Genomic DNA, 16,201 nt, shown 5'->3' on the forward strand with positions numbered 1-16,201 from the left:
ATCCGACAGCCTCGATTGTTAGCGCCCACAATCCCCTGCTGAACGGGTGGCGAGGCCGCGTTCAGCGCCGACGCCGTACCCCCGGCGGCAGTCCCCGGATGTGCACATCACCGCATACCGGATCCCCCCCTTGCTCCCTGCGCACCTGGCGCCGGGCCAGAGAAGAACGCAAGACGGAAGAGGTTCACAGTGATCGTCAGACACCTGAGAGGTCTCCGGCTGAGGGTGGTGGGCGCGGTTCTCGCACTCGTCGCCGGCATCCTGGGCGGGGTCATCGCCACCACGGGCACAGCCCAGGCCGCCTCGTCCCTGCCGTGCGACATCTACGCATCCGCGGGCACGCCCTGTGTCGCCGCGCACAGCACCACGCGGGCGCTGTTCGCCTCGTACAGCGGCAGGCTTTACCAGGTCAAACGCCTCTCCGACAACACGATGATGAACATCAACACACTCAGTGCCGGTGGCTACGCCAATGCCGCGGCCCAGGACTCCTTCTGCGCCGGAACCGAGTGCATCATCACCCAGATCTTCGACCAGAGCGGCAAGGGCAACAACCTCACCGTCGAGGGCCCGGGCGGCAACGGCGGGCAGGACGTCGGCGCCATCGCCAACGCCCTGCCGGTGACGGCCGGCGGGCAGCACGTCTACGGCGTCTCCATCCAGGCCGGCGTCGGCTACCGCGACAACAGCACCAACGGCGTCCCCACCGGCAGCCAGGCACAGGGCGCCTACATGGTCGCCGGTGGCCACCACGTCGACGGCAACTGCTGCTTCGACTACGGCAACGCCGAAACGAGCAGCACCGACACCGGCAACGGTCACATGGACGCCATCAACTTCGGCACCGAGTGCTGGTTCTCACCCTGCTCCGGCTCCGGCCCGTGGGTGATGGCGGACCTGGAGAACGGCCTGTTCGCCGGCGGCAACGGCACCAACGGCAACAACACGGGCAACTCCAGCACGTTCGTCACGGCGATGCTGAAGAACAACGGCACCAGCACCTACGCGATCAAGGACGGCAACGCCCAGTCCGGCACTCTCAAGACCGACTACAGCGGCAGCCTGCCGACCACCGCCGGCTACATGCCGATGCACCAGGAGGGCGCCATCGTCCTCGGTACCGGTGGTGACGACAGCAACTGGTCCGACGGGTCGTTCTTCGAGGGCGTCATGACCGCGGGCTACCCGACCGACGCGGCCGACAACGCCGTGCAGGCCAACGTCGTCTCGGTCGGCTACACCCAGGCCGCCCAGACCTTCCCGGTCACCGGCACCGCCTACCGGCTGACCAACACCAACAGCGGCAAGGTGCTGGACGCCGTGAACTGCGGCACCGCCAACGGCACCTCCATCGACATCTGGTCCTCGCTCGGCAACACCTGCCAGCAGTGGAAGTTCGCGAACGCCGGCAACGGCCACTACACCATCACCAACATCAACAGCGGCACGGTCCTCGACGACAAGAACTGCGGCATCAACAACGGCACCGCCGTGCAACTCTGGTCGTCACTCGGCAACACCTGCCAGGAGTGGGACGTCACCCCGGCCGGCAGCCACTACACGATCACCAACGTCAACAGCGGCATGACGCTGGACGTGGCGAACTGCGGCACGAGCAACGGCACGGCCGTCCGCCAGTGGGCGCAGCTGGACAACGGCTGCCAGCAGTGGGACATCGCACCCTGACCTAGCCGACCGCAGAACCGATGGCCCGCCGCCCCTCCCCCAGGCGGGCCATCGGCCTGTCCGACGGCACCGCACGGGGGCGGCAGGTCCGGAGCCCCAGCGGCAAGGACCAGCGGCGGGCGAGTGGGGCCGTACGCCCGGACAGCTCACCCGCGACGATCAGCCCCAGCACCCCACCGAGAACACGACGAAACCCCCGAACCCGCAGGTTCGAGGGTTTCCGATGTCCAGAGACATCACACTGTCGGGACGACAGGATTTGAACCTGCGACCCCTTGACCCCCAGTCAAGTGCGCTACCAAGCTGCGCCACGTCCCGGTGCGGCTCCCGCGGTGTCCCGCGTGATCACGCGGACAGAACTTTACCCCACGACGGGCCCTGCCCCGAAAGGGGTCGGCGAGGCGGGACAATCGGGGTATGAGCGACGCATCGGGAGTTCGGGCGGGCCGGGGGCGCGACCGGGACACGGAGGGGCGGGCCCGCAACGCGCGGCCGCGGGACGGGCTGGGACGGCCGCTGCCGTACGGGGCGGAGGGCGTGGCACGCCAGCCGGAGGGCGTCGTGCGCACCCCGGAGGAGACCGTCACCGAGGCGCAGGCGCTGCTGGACGCCGGAAAGCCGTTCCATGCGCACGAGGTCTTCGAGGACGCCTGGAAGTCGGGCCCCGAGGAGGAGCGGGCCCTGTGGCGCGGGCTCGCGCAACTGGCGGTCGGTCTCACGCACGCGGCCCGGGGCAATGTGACCGGGGGCGCCCGGCTGCTCCGGCGCGGCGCCGGGGCCGTCGAGGCGTGGGCGTCGGCAACGGGACGGGACCGGCCGTACGGGCTTGAGGTGACCGGGCTGGTCGGTTGGGCCCGGGAGTTGGCGGCGGCGGTGGAGCGGGACGCGGCGACCGTCGACGCGCGGGCGTGGGCGCCCCTGCTGCGTGGGGCGCGGTCGTAGGGGGGCGGGCCGCGGGGACTGTCGGTGGCGTACGGCAGACTCGGGGCGTGCGAAAGATTCATGTCATCGGCATCGGGGCGGGCGACCCCGACCAGCTGACCCTGCAGGCGGTCAAGGCGCTGAAGAGCACGGACGTGTTCTTCCTCCTCGACAAGGGCGAGGTGAAGTCCGACCTGGTGCAGCTGCGCCGTGACATCCTCGAGGCACACCTGCCCGAGGGGTCGTACCGCCTGGTCGAGGCGCGCGATCCCGAGCGGGACCGGGCCGCGGGCGGTGCCGCCTACTCCCCCGCGGTCGGCGACTGGCGCTCGGCGCGCGCCGGGATCTACGAGCGGCTCATCGCCGAGGAGCTGGGCGACGACGAGAGCGGCGCGTTCCTGGTGTGGGGCGACCCCGCGCTGTACGACAGCACCCTCGGGATCCTCCAGGAGGTCCTCGAGCGGGGCGCGGTGACGTTCTCGTACGAGGTCGTGCCGGGCGTCAGCAGCGTCTCGGCGCTGGTCGCGAAGCACCGCACGGGTCTGAACAGGGTCGCCGGTCCGGTGCAGATCACCACCGGCCGCCGCCTGGCGGAGGGCTTCCCGGAGGGGGTCGACGACGTGGTGGTGATGCTGGACGCACACCAGGCGTTCCGGAAGTACGCGGACCAGGACATCGACATCTACTGGGGCGCGTACATCGGCACGCCGGACGAGATACTCGTCTCCGGTCCCCTCGCTCAGACGGCCGAGCGCATCGAGCGGCTGCGCGCCGAGGCGCGGGAGCGCAAGGGCTGGATCATGGACACGTATCTGCTGCGCAGGCGTCCCCGGGAGTAGTGGGGCGGGTGGGCTGTGGACCGCGCGGAGACCCGGGTGCCGACCGTGCCCGCGCCGTCGTCAGGACCCGCTGAGCCCCAGCCGGGCCAGCACGCCCGCCACGTCGGGCACCGCCGTCACGCCCTGCGGCAGCGGGGGGCGGCGTACGACGACGACCGGCAGGCCGAGTTCCCGGGCGGCCGTCAGCTTCGCGGCGGTCGCCTCTCCCCCGCTGTCCTTGGTGACGAGCACGTCGATGCGGTGCTCGCGCAGGAGCACCGTCTCGTCCTCGACCGTGAACGGGCCGCGCGCCAGCAGTACCCGCGTGTGCGGTGGCACGGGCGGCTCGGGCGGGTCCACCGACCGCAGGAGGAAGTGCAGGTCGGTCAGGTGCGCGAAGGCGGCGAGGCCCCCTCGGCCGATGGTGAGGAAGACGCGCCGGCCGAGCCGCGGCAGACGGTCCGCCGCGCCGGTGAGCGAGGTCGCCTCGTGCCAGCGGTCGCCGGGGCCGGCGCTCCAGCCGGGTCTGCGGAGCACCACGGCGGGGACGCCGGTGGCCGCGGCGGCGCGTGCCGTGTTGGCCGTGATGCCCGCGGCGAACGGGTGCGTGGCGTCGACCACGGCGTCCACGCGGTGCTCACGCAGCCAGGCGGCCAGCCCCTCCGCGCCGCCGAAGCCCCCGACGCGTACGTCGCCGTCGACGGTCCCCGGCCGGGACACCCGTCCGGCCAGGGACGTGGTCACGCGGACGCCGGGACGGGACGCCAGCACCGCGGCGAGTTCGCGTGCCTCGGTGGTGCCGCCGAGGATCAGGACGTGCGGGGACATGACGACGAGGGTACGGCTGCCTCGGAGCACGGTGTGCAGGAACCTTCCCGCATGCCGTACGGCCACCCGGCACCGTGCTCGTTATCGTCCTGGCATGCCCGACATCGACGCAGTGCGTGCCGTCCTCATCGACATCGACGGGGTCCTCACCGTCTCGTGGCGGCCGCTGCCGGGCACGGTCGACGCGCTGCGGCACATCCGTGAGTCCGGATACGCGGTCGCCCTCGTCACCAACACGACGTCCCGCACCCGTGCCTCGATCGCCGAGACCCTGTCCGCGGCCGGCTTCCCCGTGGCCGCCGAGGACATCCTCACCGCGCCCGCCGTCACCGCCGCGTACCTCGCCGAGCACTGCCCCGGTGCGCGGTGCTCGCTGCTCACCAGCGGTGACATCCGGGAGGACCTGGCGGACGTCCTTCTCGTCGACGACGAGGACACCGTCCCGGACGTGGTGGTCCTCGGTGGCGCCGGTCCGGAGTTCGACTACGCGGCGCTCAACCGGGCCTTCGGCCACCTTCAGCAGGGCGCGCGGCTGGTCGCCATGCACCGCAACCTGTACTGGCGCACCGACCGGGGGCTGCAGCTGGACTCGGGGGCGTTCCTGCTCGGCCTGGAGAAGGCCGCGCACATGGAGGCCGAGGTCACCGGAAAGCCGTCGCCCGCCTTCTTCGAGGCCGCGCTGACCCGTCTCGGGGTGGCTGCCGGCCAGGCGCTCATGGTGGGCGACGACATCGAGTCCGATGTGCTCGCGGCCCAGCGCGCCGGGCTCACCGGAGTCCTCGTGAGGACCGGCAAGTATCTGCCGCAGACCCACCGGGACGCCGGCGGCGAGCCCCACCACGTCCTGGACTCCTTCGCGGACCTGCCCGCACTGCTCCGATAGCTCAAGCGCGGCAGGAGCTGGAGGGGCTCCGTCAGCTCAGCGCAGCAGGAGCTGGAGGGCGCCCACCACGGTCGCCGTGATCACCAGCTGCTCGAACAGGCGCTGGTTGATCCGGTTCACCGCCCACCTGCCGATGGCGGCGCCCGGCAGCACGAACACCGCGAGCGCCGCGTCCAGCAGCAGGGAGCGGCCGTCGATCAGGCCGAGGCCGGCGCTGAAGGGCACCTTGGAGACGTTGACGATCAGGAAGAAGAAGGCCGAGGTGCCGAGGAAGCCCAGTTTGCGGAAGCCGGCGGAGAGCAGGTACATCGACATCACGGGGCCGCCGGCGTTCGCCACCATCGTGGTGAAGCCGCCGAGCACACCGTAGGAGCGGGCCTTGATGCGGCCGGCGCGTGTGGTCACCGCGTCGGGTTCGTCGTCCCGGTCGGCATGTCGGCGGCGCCACACCGTGACCGCCGCCATCAGCAGCAGGATCGCGCCGATCGAGGTCCGTACGACCGCGTCGTCGGCCCACACCAGGAACAGCGTGCCGACGACGACGCCCGCGGCGACCGCCGGGAACAGGCGCCACAGGGTGGGCCAGTGGGCGTGGCGGCGGTAGGTGAGGACGGCGAGGACGTCACCGACGATCAGGATCGGCAGCAGGACGCCGGTCGAGGCCCGGGCGGGCAGGACGGCGGCGAACACGGCGAGGCTGACCGTGTTGGCGCCGCTCACGGCGGTCTTGGAGAAGCCGACGAGCAGCGCGGCGGCGGCCAGCGCGGCGAACCCCCACGGCGATATGTCCCAGAGCGTCATCGTGTTCATGCGGGGACCGATGCTATGCCCACGCATCTGGCCACGTCAGGGGCGTCTCGCCAGATGGGCCTCCGATGAGGCGGCGCCCTGAACAACCCTGCCCGCCCCCCCGCTTCTCCTACACAGGCGGACGCTCGACGAGCACCGCGCTGCCCTGCCCCACGCCCACGCACATCGTCGCGAGCCCTCGGGCGGCGCCGGTGCGGCGCATGCGGTGCAGGAGGGTGGTCAGGATGCGGGCGCCCGAGCAGCCGAGCGGGTGCCCGAGGGCGATGGCGCCGCCGGTCGGGTTGACCAGCTCCGGGTCGAGGCCGAGCCGGTCGGCGCAGGCGAGGGCCTGGGCGGCGAACGCCTCGTTGAGCTCGGCCTCCTGGACGTCGCCGATCGTCCAGCCCACCCGTGCCAGGGCCTTCTCGGTGGCGGGGACGGGGCCGATGCCCATGACGTCCGGGTGCACGCCGGCCGAGGCCCCGGCCACGTACCGGCCGAGGGAGTCGAGGCCCAGCTCGTCGAGGACCTCCTCGCTGACGAGGAGGAGGCCGGCGGCGCCGTCGTTCATGGGCGAGGCGTTGCCCGCGGTGACGGTGCCGCCCTCGCGGAACACCGGCTTGAGGCGGGCGAGTTTCTCGTACGACGTGTCCTCGCGGACGCCTTCGTCGGCGGTGACGACGACACCGTCGGGCCGGGTCACGGGCAGGAGTTCGGCGTCGAAGAGCCCGTTCTTGCGGGCCTCGGCCGCCCGCCGGTGGCTGCGCAGCGCGAAGTGGTCCTGGCGTTCGCGCGGGACGCCGTACCGCTCGGCGACCTCCTCGGCGGTCTCCCCCATGGAGAGCAGGCCGTGCAGGTCCTTCATCTCCGGGTTGACCAGCCGCCAGCCGAGGCGGGTGTCGGCGGTCTCGATGCGCTGCGGCAGCGCCTCGTCGGGGCGGGGCAGTACGAAGGGGGCGCGGCTCATGGATTCCGAGCCACCTGCGAGCACGATGTCGGCCTCGCCCGCGGCGATGGCGCGGGCGGCCGTCGTCACCGCCTCCAGGCCGGAGGCGCACAGCCGGTTGACCGTGGCTCCCGGGACGGACTCGGGCAGGCCGGCGAGGAGGGCGGCCATGCGGGCGACGTTGCGGTTGTCCTCGCCGGCCTGGTTGGCGGCGCCCCAGTAGACGTCGTCGATGCGGGCGGGGTCGAGCGCGGGCACGTCCGCGACCAGGCCGCGGATCACGGTGGCCGCGAGGTCGTCGGGCCGCACGGTGGACAGTGCGCCGCGCAGCCTGCCGATGGGGGTGCGGCGGGCTGCCGCGAAGTGGACGGTACGCACGACGGGACTCCTGATCGGCATCGGCGATGGAGCGGAGCAGTTAATTAGCATCGCTAGTTTTGCATCGCTGGTTTTGAACTATAGACCGCCGGACGATCGCCGGGAAGCTCACCGGTGGATGCAGGAAAGGGGGTGCGCTCCCGTCGGGTTTCACCTGATCGGTCCTGGGGACCCGGGCGCGCATGGAGTGGTTGCGGCAAGCGGCGTGCGTGGGCGAGGACCCCGAGCTGTTCTTCCCCGTCGGGACGGCGGGACCCGCCGTCGAGGAGACCGCCGCCGCCAAGCGCGTCTGCCGCCGCTGCCCCGTCATGGGCGAGTGCCTGGACTGGGCATTGGGCAGCGGGCAGACGACGGGCGTGTGGGGCGGCACCGGCGAGCAGGAGCGTGCCGAACTGCTCCGTGCCACAAGAGAGCGACCGACAAGGAGAAGCGCGCGATGACCGTGGTGCACAGCACGCTGCCCGAACCCGCACGCCGGGTCACCGGGGAGGCCCTGCAGGAGACCCTGGTGGATCTGCTCGGGCTGTCCCTGATCGGGAAGCAGGCCCACTGGAACATCGTCGGACCCAGGTTCCGTTCGATCCACCTCCAGCTCGACGAGGTGGTCGGCACGGCACGCTCGTACGCCGACACGGTGGCCGAGCGCGCGTCCGCGCTCGGCGTGCCGCCGGACGGCCGCCCGGAGACCATCGCGTCCGCCTACGGCCTGCCCGGCACGAAGGAGGGCTGGCTGCGGGACACCGAGGTCGTGGGCCTGATGGTGGAGTCGCTGGAAGCGGCGATCGGGCGGCTGCGCCAGCGGATCGACGCCACCGCGGAGGCGGATCCCGTCACCCAGGACCTGCTGATCGGGATCACCGCGGAGCTGGAGAAGCAGCGCTGGATGTTCGAGGCAGAGAACTGGCCGCGCGAGGAGTGAGACCGAACGGAACCCGACCGTCGAGGGTGGAGAGGAGTACGCCATGACCGACGCCCTGGAGATGGACGCGCTGTGGGAGGACTTCCACCGGGTGGTGAACATGACCTCCCAGGAACTGGCGGCCTGGCTGCGGGTCCGGGACGCCGACGAGGAGAGCGAGCCGCTGCCGGAGGAGGCGGGCACGCCCACCGGGCGGCACGTCCTGTCGATCCTGCAGAAGCGGCGCACCGATCTCACCGACGACGACGTCCGGGTGATGCGCAAGGTGGTGGACACGGTCACCTCCGAGGTGGACGTGGAGAACGAGCCGGAGGCCGAGGACGAGCACCGGCGCCACCGGCTCATGACGCTGGGGCACGACCCGCTCAAGGCGTCACGGTGAGGCCGCCATGGGCCGGGACGACAGAGCCGCCGAGGTGATCGGGGAACTCGTCGGCGAGCACGGGCAGACCTACGCCGAGGAGGCGGGGATCCGGCTCGAGGACGCCCCGCAGCCGCTGTACCGGCTGCTGTTGATGGCCCTGCTGCTCAGCGCCCGCATCCGCTCCTCGATCGCCCTGGCCACGGTGCGGGCGCTTCAGGAGGCGGGCCTGAAGGACCCGCGCCACATGGCGCAGGCCAACTGGCAGGAGCGGGTCGACGCGCTGGGGCGGGGCGGCTACCGGCGATACGACGAGCGGACGGCGACCCAACTGGGCGACGGTGCCGTGCTGCTGACGGAGCGTTGGGGCGGAGATTTGCGACGGCTGCGGAAAGAGGCCGACGGCGACGTCTCCGCCCTGCGCCGGCTGTTGCAGGAGGTACCGGGGATCGGACCGGCCGGCGCGGACATCTTCCTGCGCGAGGTGCAGCGCGTATGGCCCGAGGTGGCCCCCTACCTGGACGCGAAGGCACTGTCGGGTGCGGAGCGTCTGGGGCTGCCGAAGGACCCGGAGAAGCTGCTGGAGCTGGCGAAGGACACCGAACCGGCGGTCCTGGCAGCGGCGTTGGTACGCGCTGCGCTCGACAAGAAGCTGGCGGAAGAGGTGCGGGAGCACGCGGCGTGAGGGCGGGCTCGGGGCGGGCGCCCCGAGGACGCAGTACCGCCCGCCCCGCGCGCGCCGGCCGCGGGCCTTCCCGCACCGGACAGCGGCGCCTCGGCGTCACCGACACCGCGACGACCGGCAGGTGAAATCTTCACCGGGAGCGGAGAAAGCGCATTCCCCCACAGACTCGCCCCGGCTAGTTTTTGACATGCGCGCAACACTTCCTTCCGTCACCCCCCAGGAGCCGTTCCCCATGCGCAGACTCCTCGCCACCCTCGCGGCGGCCGCCGCGGCGCTCGGCGGACTCACGGTCACCGCGCCCGCCGCCGCGGCGGCCGACTCGGGCACGTTCCGCGTGCTCAGCTACAACGTCGCCGGTCTCCCCGAGGGCATCTCCAGCGCCCCGACACCGCGCCAGTCGAGCACCACGACGATCGGCTCACGCCTCGGCCCGTACGACGTCGTCCAGGTCCAGGAGGACTTCAACTACCACGCGTACCTGTACGCCGCGGACTCCCACCCGTACCGCACGCCCACCAGCGGCGGCGCCGGCGTCGGCAGCGGACTCAACACGCTGTCCGCAATCCCGTACGACACCGACGACTTCGAGCGCGTGCACTGGAACTCCTGCCAGTACGACTCGGGCGACTGCCTCACCCCCAAGGGATTCACGTTCATGCGGGAACGCCTGGCCGAGGGCGTCTACGTCGACTTCTACAACCTGCACACCAACGCCGGGACGAACGACGGCGATCTGGCCTCACGGGCGGACAACCTCAACCAGCTGACGGACTTCATCAGGACCCACTCCACGGGCAACGCGGTCGTCGTCATGGGCGACACCAACACCCGCTACACGCGCTCGGGTGACACGATCGCCGAGTTCGCCGCTGCGAACGGCCTCACCGACGCCTGGGTCAAGCTGGTGCGCGGCGGCACCCCGCCCGCCAAGGGCAGCGACCCGCTGCTCTGCGACGAGAACGCGGTCACCAACAGCTGCGAGGTCGTCGACAAGATCCTCTACCGGGGCAGCAAACTGGTCTCACTGGGCGCCACCGCGTACAACAACGAGCACGCCGGGTTCCTCACCGACGACGGCAGGATGCTCTCCGACCACGACCCGATCACCGCGACGTTCAGCTGGGCGCGCAACTCCGCCTTCCAGCTCAGCGACCAGTTCGGCGGGCCGCACGGCGACTACTACGACGACATCGACAGCGTCCCGGCAGGCGCCCGGGCGACCGGCATCTCGCTGCGCAGCGGCTCCCGTGTCGACCAGGTCGGCGTGACGCTGACGGGCGGCTCCACGCTCGCCCACGGCGGCATGGGCGGCACGGCGTCCTCGCTGACACTGGGCAGCGACGAGTACGTGACGAGCGCGCAGCTCTGCGAGGGCCAGTACGACGGCCACACGAGGATCTTCTCCGCGAAGTTCACGACGAACCTCGGCCGCAGCCTGGCGGGCGGCACCACGACGTCCGACTGCGTGACCCGTACGGCGCCCTCCGGCTGGCAGATCGCGGGGTTCCACGGGCGCTCAGGTGACGAGGTCGACAAGATCGGCTTCATCTACACCCGGCGCTGACGCGCCACGACGACACATCGAGGGCCGCTGACCGACCCGGCAGCGGCCCTCGCGTACGGCTGGTTGCCGTCCTCGGGTTAGTCTTGCCGCCGTACCGGACACGGGGTGCCCCGTCTGAGGGCTGAGATCACACCCGTCGAACCTGAACCAGTTCGTACTGGCGGAGGGATGTCTTTCATGCCATCGGCGCATGTCTCGGGCGGGCTGCCCACGGGCGGCCGGAGCACCGTCTTCGACGGGCGGATGCCCGCCGCTCCCGGCGACCTCAGGGTCGAGGGCCACGGCATCGAGCCGGTCCCCGAGACGAATCGTTACGGCGGGGCGGGCCGGCTGTTCACCGTGTGGTTCGCCCCCAATCTGACCATGACCGGCGTGTTCACCGGGACCATCGGCATCGCGCTCGGCCTGGACTTCACCACCGCGCTCGCCGCCGTCGTCCTCGGCATCGTGCTGGGCGCGGTGCCCACCGCGTACCTGAGCACCTGGGGCAGCCGCACCGGAGCCGGCCAGTTGCCGCTCGCCCGGCTGGCGTTCGGGCGCGCGGTGGTGCTGCCCGGGGTGCTGCAGTGGCTGTCCTCGATCGCCTGGGACGCGCTGATCGGGCTGTTCGGCGGCGATGCGCTGGCCCGGCTCGCCGGCTGGCCGTTCTGGCTGGGCGTCCTGGTCGTGATGCTCGCCCAAGGAGCCCTCGGGGTCCTCGGCTACGAGGCGATCCACCGGCTGCAGCTCGTCATGACGTTCGTGCTGGCGGCCGCCTTCGCACTGATCGCCCTGCGCATGGCGGGCAGCGTGCACCCCGCCTGGACGGGCACCGCGCACGGCGCCGACCGGGTGGGCGCCTTCGTGCTGACCAGCACCATCGCGCTCAGCCTGTCGCTGTCCTGGGCGCCGTACGCCAGCGACTTCAGCCGCTATCTGCCGCGCGGCACCTCCCGGTCCCGGATGTTCTGGTGCACGTTGCTCGGGCTCGTGGTGTCCTTCGTGGCCGTGCAGGTCCTCGGGCTGTGGGGCGCCTCGGTGCTGACCGACCAGACGGCCGCGGGCGTGGACCATGTGCTGGGCGGCGGCGCGGCCGGTGCCTTCGGGCTGCTGGCCGTGGCGCTGGCGGCGCTCGCCAGCAACGCGATGAACGACTACAGCGGCTCCTTGGCGTTGCAGACCGTCGGGGTGCGCCTGCCGCGTCCGCTGGCCGCCGCCCTCGCGGTGGTGCTGGGCTTCCCGCTGGTGCTGTGGATGCACGCGGCGAACACCACCGCCCGCTTCCAGAACGTGCTGCTGTTCGTGAGCTACTGGATCCCCGGGTTCGTGGCGATCGTGGTCGTCGACTGGCTCGCACGGCGCGGCACCGCGGTCGACCTCGCCGCCGGGACCACCTGGCCGCACCGCGTCTGGCCGCCGCTGCTGGCGTTCGTCGGCGCCTTCGCCGCGGCCGTGCCGTTCATGGACACCGGGCTGTACGTGGGCCCGGCCGCCCACGCGCTGCACGGCGCCGACGTCTCCTACTACGTGGCGTTCCTGGTCGCGCTCGCGCTCTACGCCCCGCTGCGCGTCCGAGAGGAGAGTCGCGTGCGCGTCCGAGAGGAGGGCCGCGCATGACCGCGCCGCCCCGCGTCCTGACCATCGCCGGCTCCGACTCCGGCGGCGGCGCCGGGATCCAGGCCGACCTGAAGACCATGCTGGCGCTCGGCGCCCACGGGATGAGCGTGATCACCGCGGTCACGGCGCAGAACTCCGTGGGAGTGCAGGGAGCGTGGGAGCTGCCCGTGGAGGCGGTGCGCGCCCAGTACCGCAGCGTCGTCGACGACATCGGCGTACAGGCGGTCAAGACGGGCATGCTCGCCTCGCCCGCGCTGGTCCAGACGGTGGCCGACCTGCTCACGGACGTGCCGGCACCGGTCGTCGTGGACCCGGTGAGCGTCTCCAAGCACGGCGACCGGCTGCTCGCCGACGACGCCCTGGACGCCGTACGGACCAGGCTGCTGCCGCTCGCCACGGTGACCACGCCGAACCTGGACGAGGTCGCGGAGCTGACCGGCATCACGGTGACCGACGAGGCGGGCATGCGCCGCGCGGCCGACCGCCTGCTGTCCTACGGACCCCGGTGGGTGCTCGTGAAGGGCGGGCATCTGCCCGGCGAGGCCACCGACCTGCTCACCGACGGCCGGCAGGAGCACTGGCTGCGCGCTCCGCGCCACGACAACCGCCACACCCACGGCACGGGCTGCACCCTCGCCTCGGCCGTCGCGGTCGGTCTGGCGCAGGGCCTCACCGTGCCGGAGGCGGTGCGGCAGGCCAAGGAGTACGTCACGGAGGCGATCGCGGCGGGCTTCGCGCTCGGCGCCGGCATCGGACCGGTGGACCACGGCTGGAGGCTGCGTGCGCGCACGTGACGGTGGCCGGGGAGGAGCCCGCCTGCACGGGGGTGCCTCGGGTCAAGGCGTCACAGGCGGATCTGATGTGATGGACGGGCACCGCCGATCCTTGCGCGGAAGGACCGAACCCTGAACACCCCGCTCGCCGAGGCTCTCTCCGTCGTCCTCCTCGTCGCCGTCCTGGCCGGCGCGGTGGTGCGTCCCTTCAAACTGCCGGAGGCCGTCTGGGCGGTCCCGGCCGCCGGGATCGCCATCCTGACCGGCGCCATCTCCCTGGACCACGCACGGGCCGAGGCCGAGCGCCTGGGCCCGGTGGTCGGCTTTCTGGCGGCCGTGCTGGTGCTGGCCCACTTCTGCGACGTCGAGGGGCTGTTCCAGGCCTGCGGCGCGTGGATGGCGCGCTGGGCGGCGGGCCGTCCCGGGCGGCTGCTGACCGCCGTGTTCGCCCTCGCCTCGCTGATCACCGCGGTGCTCAGTCTGGACGCCACCGTCGTGCTGCTCACGCCCGTCGTGTTCGCCACCGCGGCCCGCATGGGCGCCCGCCCGAAGCCGCATCTGTACGCCTGCACCCATCTGTCGAACACGGCCTCGCTGCTGCTGCCGGTCTCCAATCTCACCAACCTGCTCGCGTTCGGTGCGGCCGGGCTGAGCTTCACCCGTTTCGCCGCGCTGATGGTTCTGCCGTGGCTGGTGGCGGTGGCCGCCGAGTACGCCGTCTTCCGGCGTTTCTTCCGCCACGACCTGGGGGCGGGAGCCACCGACGAGGACCACGGTGAGCCGCCGAGGCTGCCGCTGTTCGCGCTGGTGACGGTCGCGTGCACGCTGGCGGGGTTCGTGGTGGCCTCCGCGTTCGGCGTTGACCCGGCGTGGTCGGCGGCGGCCGGGGCGCTGGTGCTGGCCGTGCGCGGACTCCTCCGGCGCCGGGCCACCCCGCTGACCGTGGTGCGTGCGGCGGCGCCGTCCTTCCTGGCGTTCGTCCTGGCGCTGGGCGTCGTGGTGCGCGCGGTCGTCGACAACGGCCTCGCGAGCGCTCTCGGCCAGGTGATCCCCGGTGGCACCGGCCTGCCCGCGCTGCTCGGGGTCGCGGCCCTGGCGGCCGTGCTGGCCAACCTGATCAACAATCTGCCGGCGGTGCTGGTGCTGCTGCCGCTGGCCGCCCCGTCCGGTCCCGGAGCGGTGCTCGCCGTCCTGCTCGGCGTGAACATCGGCCCCAACCTCACCTACGCCGGTTCGCTGGCCACGCTGCTGTGGCGCCGGATCGTCCACCAGCACGACCACGGCGTCGACCTCAAGGAGTTCACGCGCCTCGGCGCGATCGCCGTGCCGACCGCGCTGGCGGGCGCGGTGGTGGCGCTGTGGGCGTCCCTCCACGTCGTCGGGACGTGAGGCTGCTCCAGGTCCCGCGCGTTCCGGCTCCCGGGCGGTGAGCAACTCCCGCCCCGTCGTCCGTACATCGGTACGGCGGTACGAGCCGTACCGAGCGACATCCGCCGCGCCCGCCCACGTGCGGGGGCGGCGGATCCGGACCCAAGGAGCACAGCATGCAGGCGACCGCGCAGATCGGCGTCACCGGGCTCGCGGTGATGGGCCGCAACCTGGCCCGGAACTTCGCGCGCAACGGGTACACCGTCGCCGTGCACAACCGCACCCCGGCCAGGACGAAGGCGCTGATCGAGGACTTCGGGCACGAGGGCACGTTCGTGGCCGCCGAGACGGCCGAGGAGTTCGTGGCGGCGCTGGAGCGGCCCCGCCGCCTGATGATCATGGTGCAGGCGGGGGCGGCGACCGATGCCGTGATCGAGGAGTTCGCCCCGCTCCTGGAACCCGGCGACATGATCATCGACGGGGGCAACGCGCACTTCGCCGACACCCGGCGCCGTGAGCGGGCGCTGCGCGAGCGTGGCATCCACTTCGTCGGCGTGGGCGTCTCCGGCGGCGAGGAGGGGGCGCTCAACGGTCCGAGCATCATGCCCGGCGGCTCACCGGAGTCGTACGCCGCACTCGGCCCGATGTTCGAGAAGATCAGCGCCAAGGTGGACGGGGAACCGTGCGCGACCCATGTCGGCATCGACGGCGCCGGGCACTTCGTCAAGATGGTCCACAACGGCATCGAGTACGCCGACATGCAGCTGATCGGCGAGGCCTACGACCTGCTGCGCCAGGTGGCCGGCTTCTCCCCCGCCACGATCGCGGAGATCTTCCGCCAGTGGAACAAGGGGCGCCTGGACTCGTATCTGATCGGGATCACGGCGGAGGTGCTGTCCCATGTGGACGCGGCGACCGGCAGGCCGTTCGTCGACGTCGTCGCCGACGCGGCCGGGCAGAAGGGCACCGGGCGCTGGACCGTGCAGACCGCGCTGGAACTGGGCTCCCCGGTGACCGCGATCGCCCAGGCCACCTTCGCCCGCGCCGCCTCCGGCCAGTCCGCGCTGCGCGCCGCGTACCGGGGGTTGCCCGGCGGCACGAACTGGGACCTGACCCCGTACGAGGCCGAGCGCTTCACCGCGCAGGTGGAGCAGGCCCTGTACGCCTCCAAGCTGATCGCCTACGACCAGGGCTGGAAGATGATCCTGGACGCGGCCAAGGAGTTCGGCTGGAAGATCGACCTGGGAGCCGTCGCCAGGATCTGGCGCGGCGGCTGCATCATCCGCGCCGCCTTCCTGGACCGCATACGTGCCGCCTACGCGGCCGATCCGCGCCTGGTCAGCCTGCTGTCGGACGCCGGTTTCGCCTCGGAGATCGCCGAGGCGCAGGTGCCGTGGCGCGAGGTGATCGCCACCGCGGCCCGTCGGGGCGTGCCGGTGCCCGCGTTCTCCGCCGCGCTGTCGTACTACGACTCCCTGCGCGCCGACCGTCTGCCGGCCGCGCTCACCCAGGGCCAGCGTGACTACTTCGGCGCCCACACCTACCGGCGCGTCGACCGCGAGGGCAGCTACCACACCCTCTGGGGCACGCCGGGCCGCACGGAGACGGAGGTCATCTGAGACCGGCGCACCACCGGGCTCCCCCGGCGGGAGCCCGCCCCGGACACCGACATGCCGAACCGGCGGG

The 16,201-nt window shown here is 72.1% G+C and carries 16 protein-coding genes, 1 tRNA gene and 1 riboswitch; of the genes, 13 read left to right on the top strand and 4 right to left on the bottom strand.

Features of this window, described 5'->3' with window-relative positions; genetic code table 11:
- Window positions 1–189: 189 nt before the first annotated feature.
- Window positions 190–1,686: an arabinofuranosidase catalytic domain-containing protein gene (locus tag SY2F82_RS18945; protein WP_236041622.1), complete on the top strand. Its 1,497-nt coding sequence runs from the start codon at window positions 190–192 to the stop codon at window positions 1,684–1,686.
- 244 nt (window positions 1,687–1,930) lie between these two features.
- Here the strand turns inward: SY2F82_RS18945 and SY2F82_RS18950 are convergent.
- Window positions 1,931–2,004 (bottom strand) — tRNA-Pro (locus SY2F82_RS18950).
- Window positions 2,005–2,103: 99 nt separating this feature from the next.
- Between SY2F82_RS18950 and SY2F82_RS18955 the strand changes: the two genes are divergently transcribed.
- A complete protein-coding gene (locus tag SY2F82_RS18955) occupies window positions 2,104–2,628 on the top strand; it encodes a DUF309 domain-containing protein (protein WP_200420281.1) in 525 nt (174 codons plus the stop codon).
- 47 nt (window positions 2,629–2,675) lie between these two features.
- The gene (gene cobF, locus SY2F82_RS18960; RefSeq protein ID WP_200420282.1) at window positions 2,676–3,446 is read left to right on the top strand and encodes a precorrin-6A synthase (deacetylating); all 771 of its coding nucleotides are present in this window, start codon (window positions 2,676–2,678) and stop codon (window positions 3,444–3,446) included.
- A 60-nt stretch (window positions 3,447–3,506) separates the two neighbouring features.
- Here the strand turns inward: cobF and SY2F82_RS18965 are convergent, their stop codons facing one another.
- The gene (locus SY2F82_RS18965) at window positions 3,507–4,253 is read right to left on the bottom strand and encodes a cobalt-precorrin-6A reductase (RefSeq protein WP_200420283.1); all 747 of its coding nucleotides are present in this window, start codon (window positions 4,251–4,253) and stop codon (window positions 3,507–3,509) included.
- Between the two features lie 103 nt (window positions 4,254–4,356).
- Between SY2F82_RS18965 and SY2F82_RS18970 the strand changes: the two genes are divergently transcribed.
- Complete coding sequence (locus SY2F82_RS18970; RefSeq protein WP_200420584.1) at window positions 4,357–5,136, top strand: HAD-IIA family hydrolase; 780 nt, start codon at window positions 4,357–4,359, stop codon at window positions 5,134–5,136.
- A gap of 36 nt (window positions 5,137–5,172) precedes the next feature.
- Here the strand turns inward: SY2F82_RS18970 and SY2F82_RS18975 are convergent, their stop codons facing one another.
- Both SY2F82_RS18975 and SY2F82_RS18980 read right to left on the bottom strand, forming a co-directional pair.
- Complete coding sequence (locus tag SY2F82_RS18975; RefSeq protein WP_200420284.1) at window positions 5,173–5,946, bottom strand: sulfite exporter TauE/SafE family protein; 774 nt, start codon at window positions 5,944–5,946, stop codon at window positions 5,173–5,175.
- Between the two features lie 109 nt (window positions 5,947–6,055).
- Window positions 6,056–7,249 (bottom strand): thiolase family protein, encoded by a 1,194-nt coding sequence (locus tag SY2F82_RS18980; protein ID WP_200420285.1) that lies wholly within the window; start codon window positions 7,247–7,249, stop codon window positions 6,056–6,058.
- 182 nt (window positions 7,250–7,431) lie between these two features.
- Here SY2F82_RS18980 and SY2F82_RS18985 point away from each other — a divergent pair, with 182 nt between their 5' ends.
- The 9 genes from SY2F82_RS18985 (at window position 7,432) to gndA (ending at window position 16,134) form a co-directional block, all read left to right on the top strand.
- Window positions 7,432–7,689: a WhiB family transcriptional regulator gene (locus SY2F82_RS18985; RefSeq protein ID WP_200420286.1), complete on the top strand. Its 258-nt coding sequence runs from the start codon at window positions 7,432–7,434 to the stop codon at window positions 7,687–7,689.
- Window positions 7,686–8,168 carry a Dps family protein gene (locus SY2F82_RS18990; protein WP_200420287.1) on the top strand — a complete coding sequence of 161 codons (483 nt, stop codon included), beginning with the start codon at window positions 7,686–7,688 and terminating at the stop codon, window positions 8,166–8,168. The genes SY2F82_RS18985 and SY2F82_RS18990 overlap by 4 nt, the downstream gene beginning before the upstream one ends.
- 43 nt (window positions 8,169–8,211) lie before the next feature.
- Window positions 8,212–8,550 carry a DUF3140 domain-containing protein gene (locus SY2F82_RS18995; RefSeq protein ID WP_200420288.1) on the top strand — a complete coding sequence of 113 codons (339 nt, stop codon included), beginning with the start codon at window positions 8,212–8,214 and terminating at the stop codon, window positions 8,548–8,550.
- Between the two features lie 7 nt (window positions 8,551–8,557).
- Window positions 8,558–9,214: an endonuclease gene (locus SY2F82_RS19000; protein WP_200420289.1), complete on the top strand. Its 657-nt coding sequence runs from the start codon at window positions 8,558–8,560 to the stop codon at window positions 9,212–9,214.
- 232 nt (window positions 9,215–9,446) lie between these two features.
- Complete coding sequence (locus SY2F82_RS19005; protein ID WP_200420290.1) at window positions 9,447–10,778, top strand: jacalin-like lectin; 1,332 nt, start codon at window positions 9,447–9,449, stop codon at window positions 10,776–10,778.
- Window positions 10,779–10,869: 91 nt separating this feature from the next.
- Window positions 10,870–10,964: riboswitch (TPP riboswitch) on the top strand.
- Window positions 10,956–12,374, top strand: a complete 1,419-nt coding sequence (locus tag SY2F82_RS19010; protein WP_200420291.1) for a cytosine permease — start codon at window positions 10,956–10,958, stop codon at window positions 12,372–12,374. It overlaps the preceding riboswitch by 9 nt.
- Window positions 12,371–13,168, top strand: a complete 798-nt coding sequence (gene thiD / locus SY2F82_RS19015; protein ID WP_200420292.1) for a bifunctional hydroxymethylpyrimidine kinase/phosphomethylpyrimidine kinase — start codon at window positions 12,371–12,373, stop codon at window positions 13,166–13,168. The genes SY2F82_RS19010 and thiD overlap by 4 nt, the downstream gene beginning before the upstream one ends.
- A gap of 111 nt (window positions 13,169–13,279) precedes the next feature.
- Window positions 13,280–14,536, top strand: a complete 1,257-nt coding sequence (locus tag SY2F82_RS19020) for an arsenic transporter (protein ID WP_200420585.1) — start codon at window positions 13,280–13,282, stop codon at window positions 14,534–14,536.
- Window positions 14,537–14,691: 155 nt separating this feature from the next.
- Complete coding sequence (gndA, locus tag SY2F82_RS19025; RefSeq protein ID WP_200420293.1) at window positions 14,692–16,134, top strand: NADP-dependent phosphogluconate dehydrogenase; 1,443 nt, start codon at window positions 14,692–14,694, stop codon at window positions 16,132–16,134.
- Window positions 16,135–16,201: the final 67 nt, after the last annotated feature.

Source organism: Streptomyces sp. Y2F8-2 (assembly GCF_014905555.1).
Taxonomy (GTDB): Bacteria; Actinomycetota; Actinomycetes; order Streptomycetales; family Streptomycetaceae; genus Streptomyces; species Streptomyces cynarae.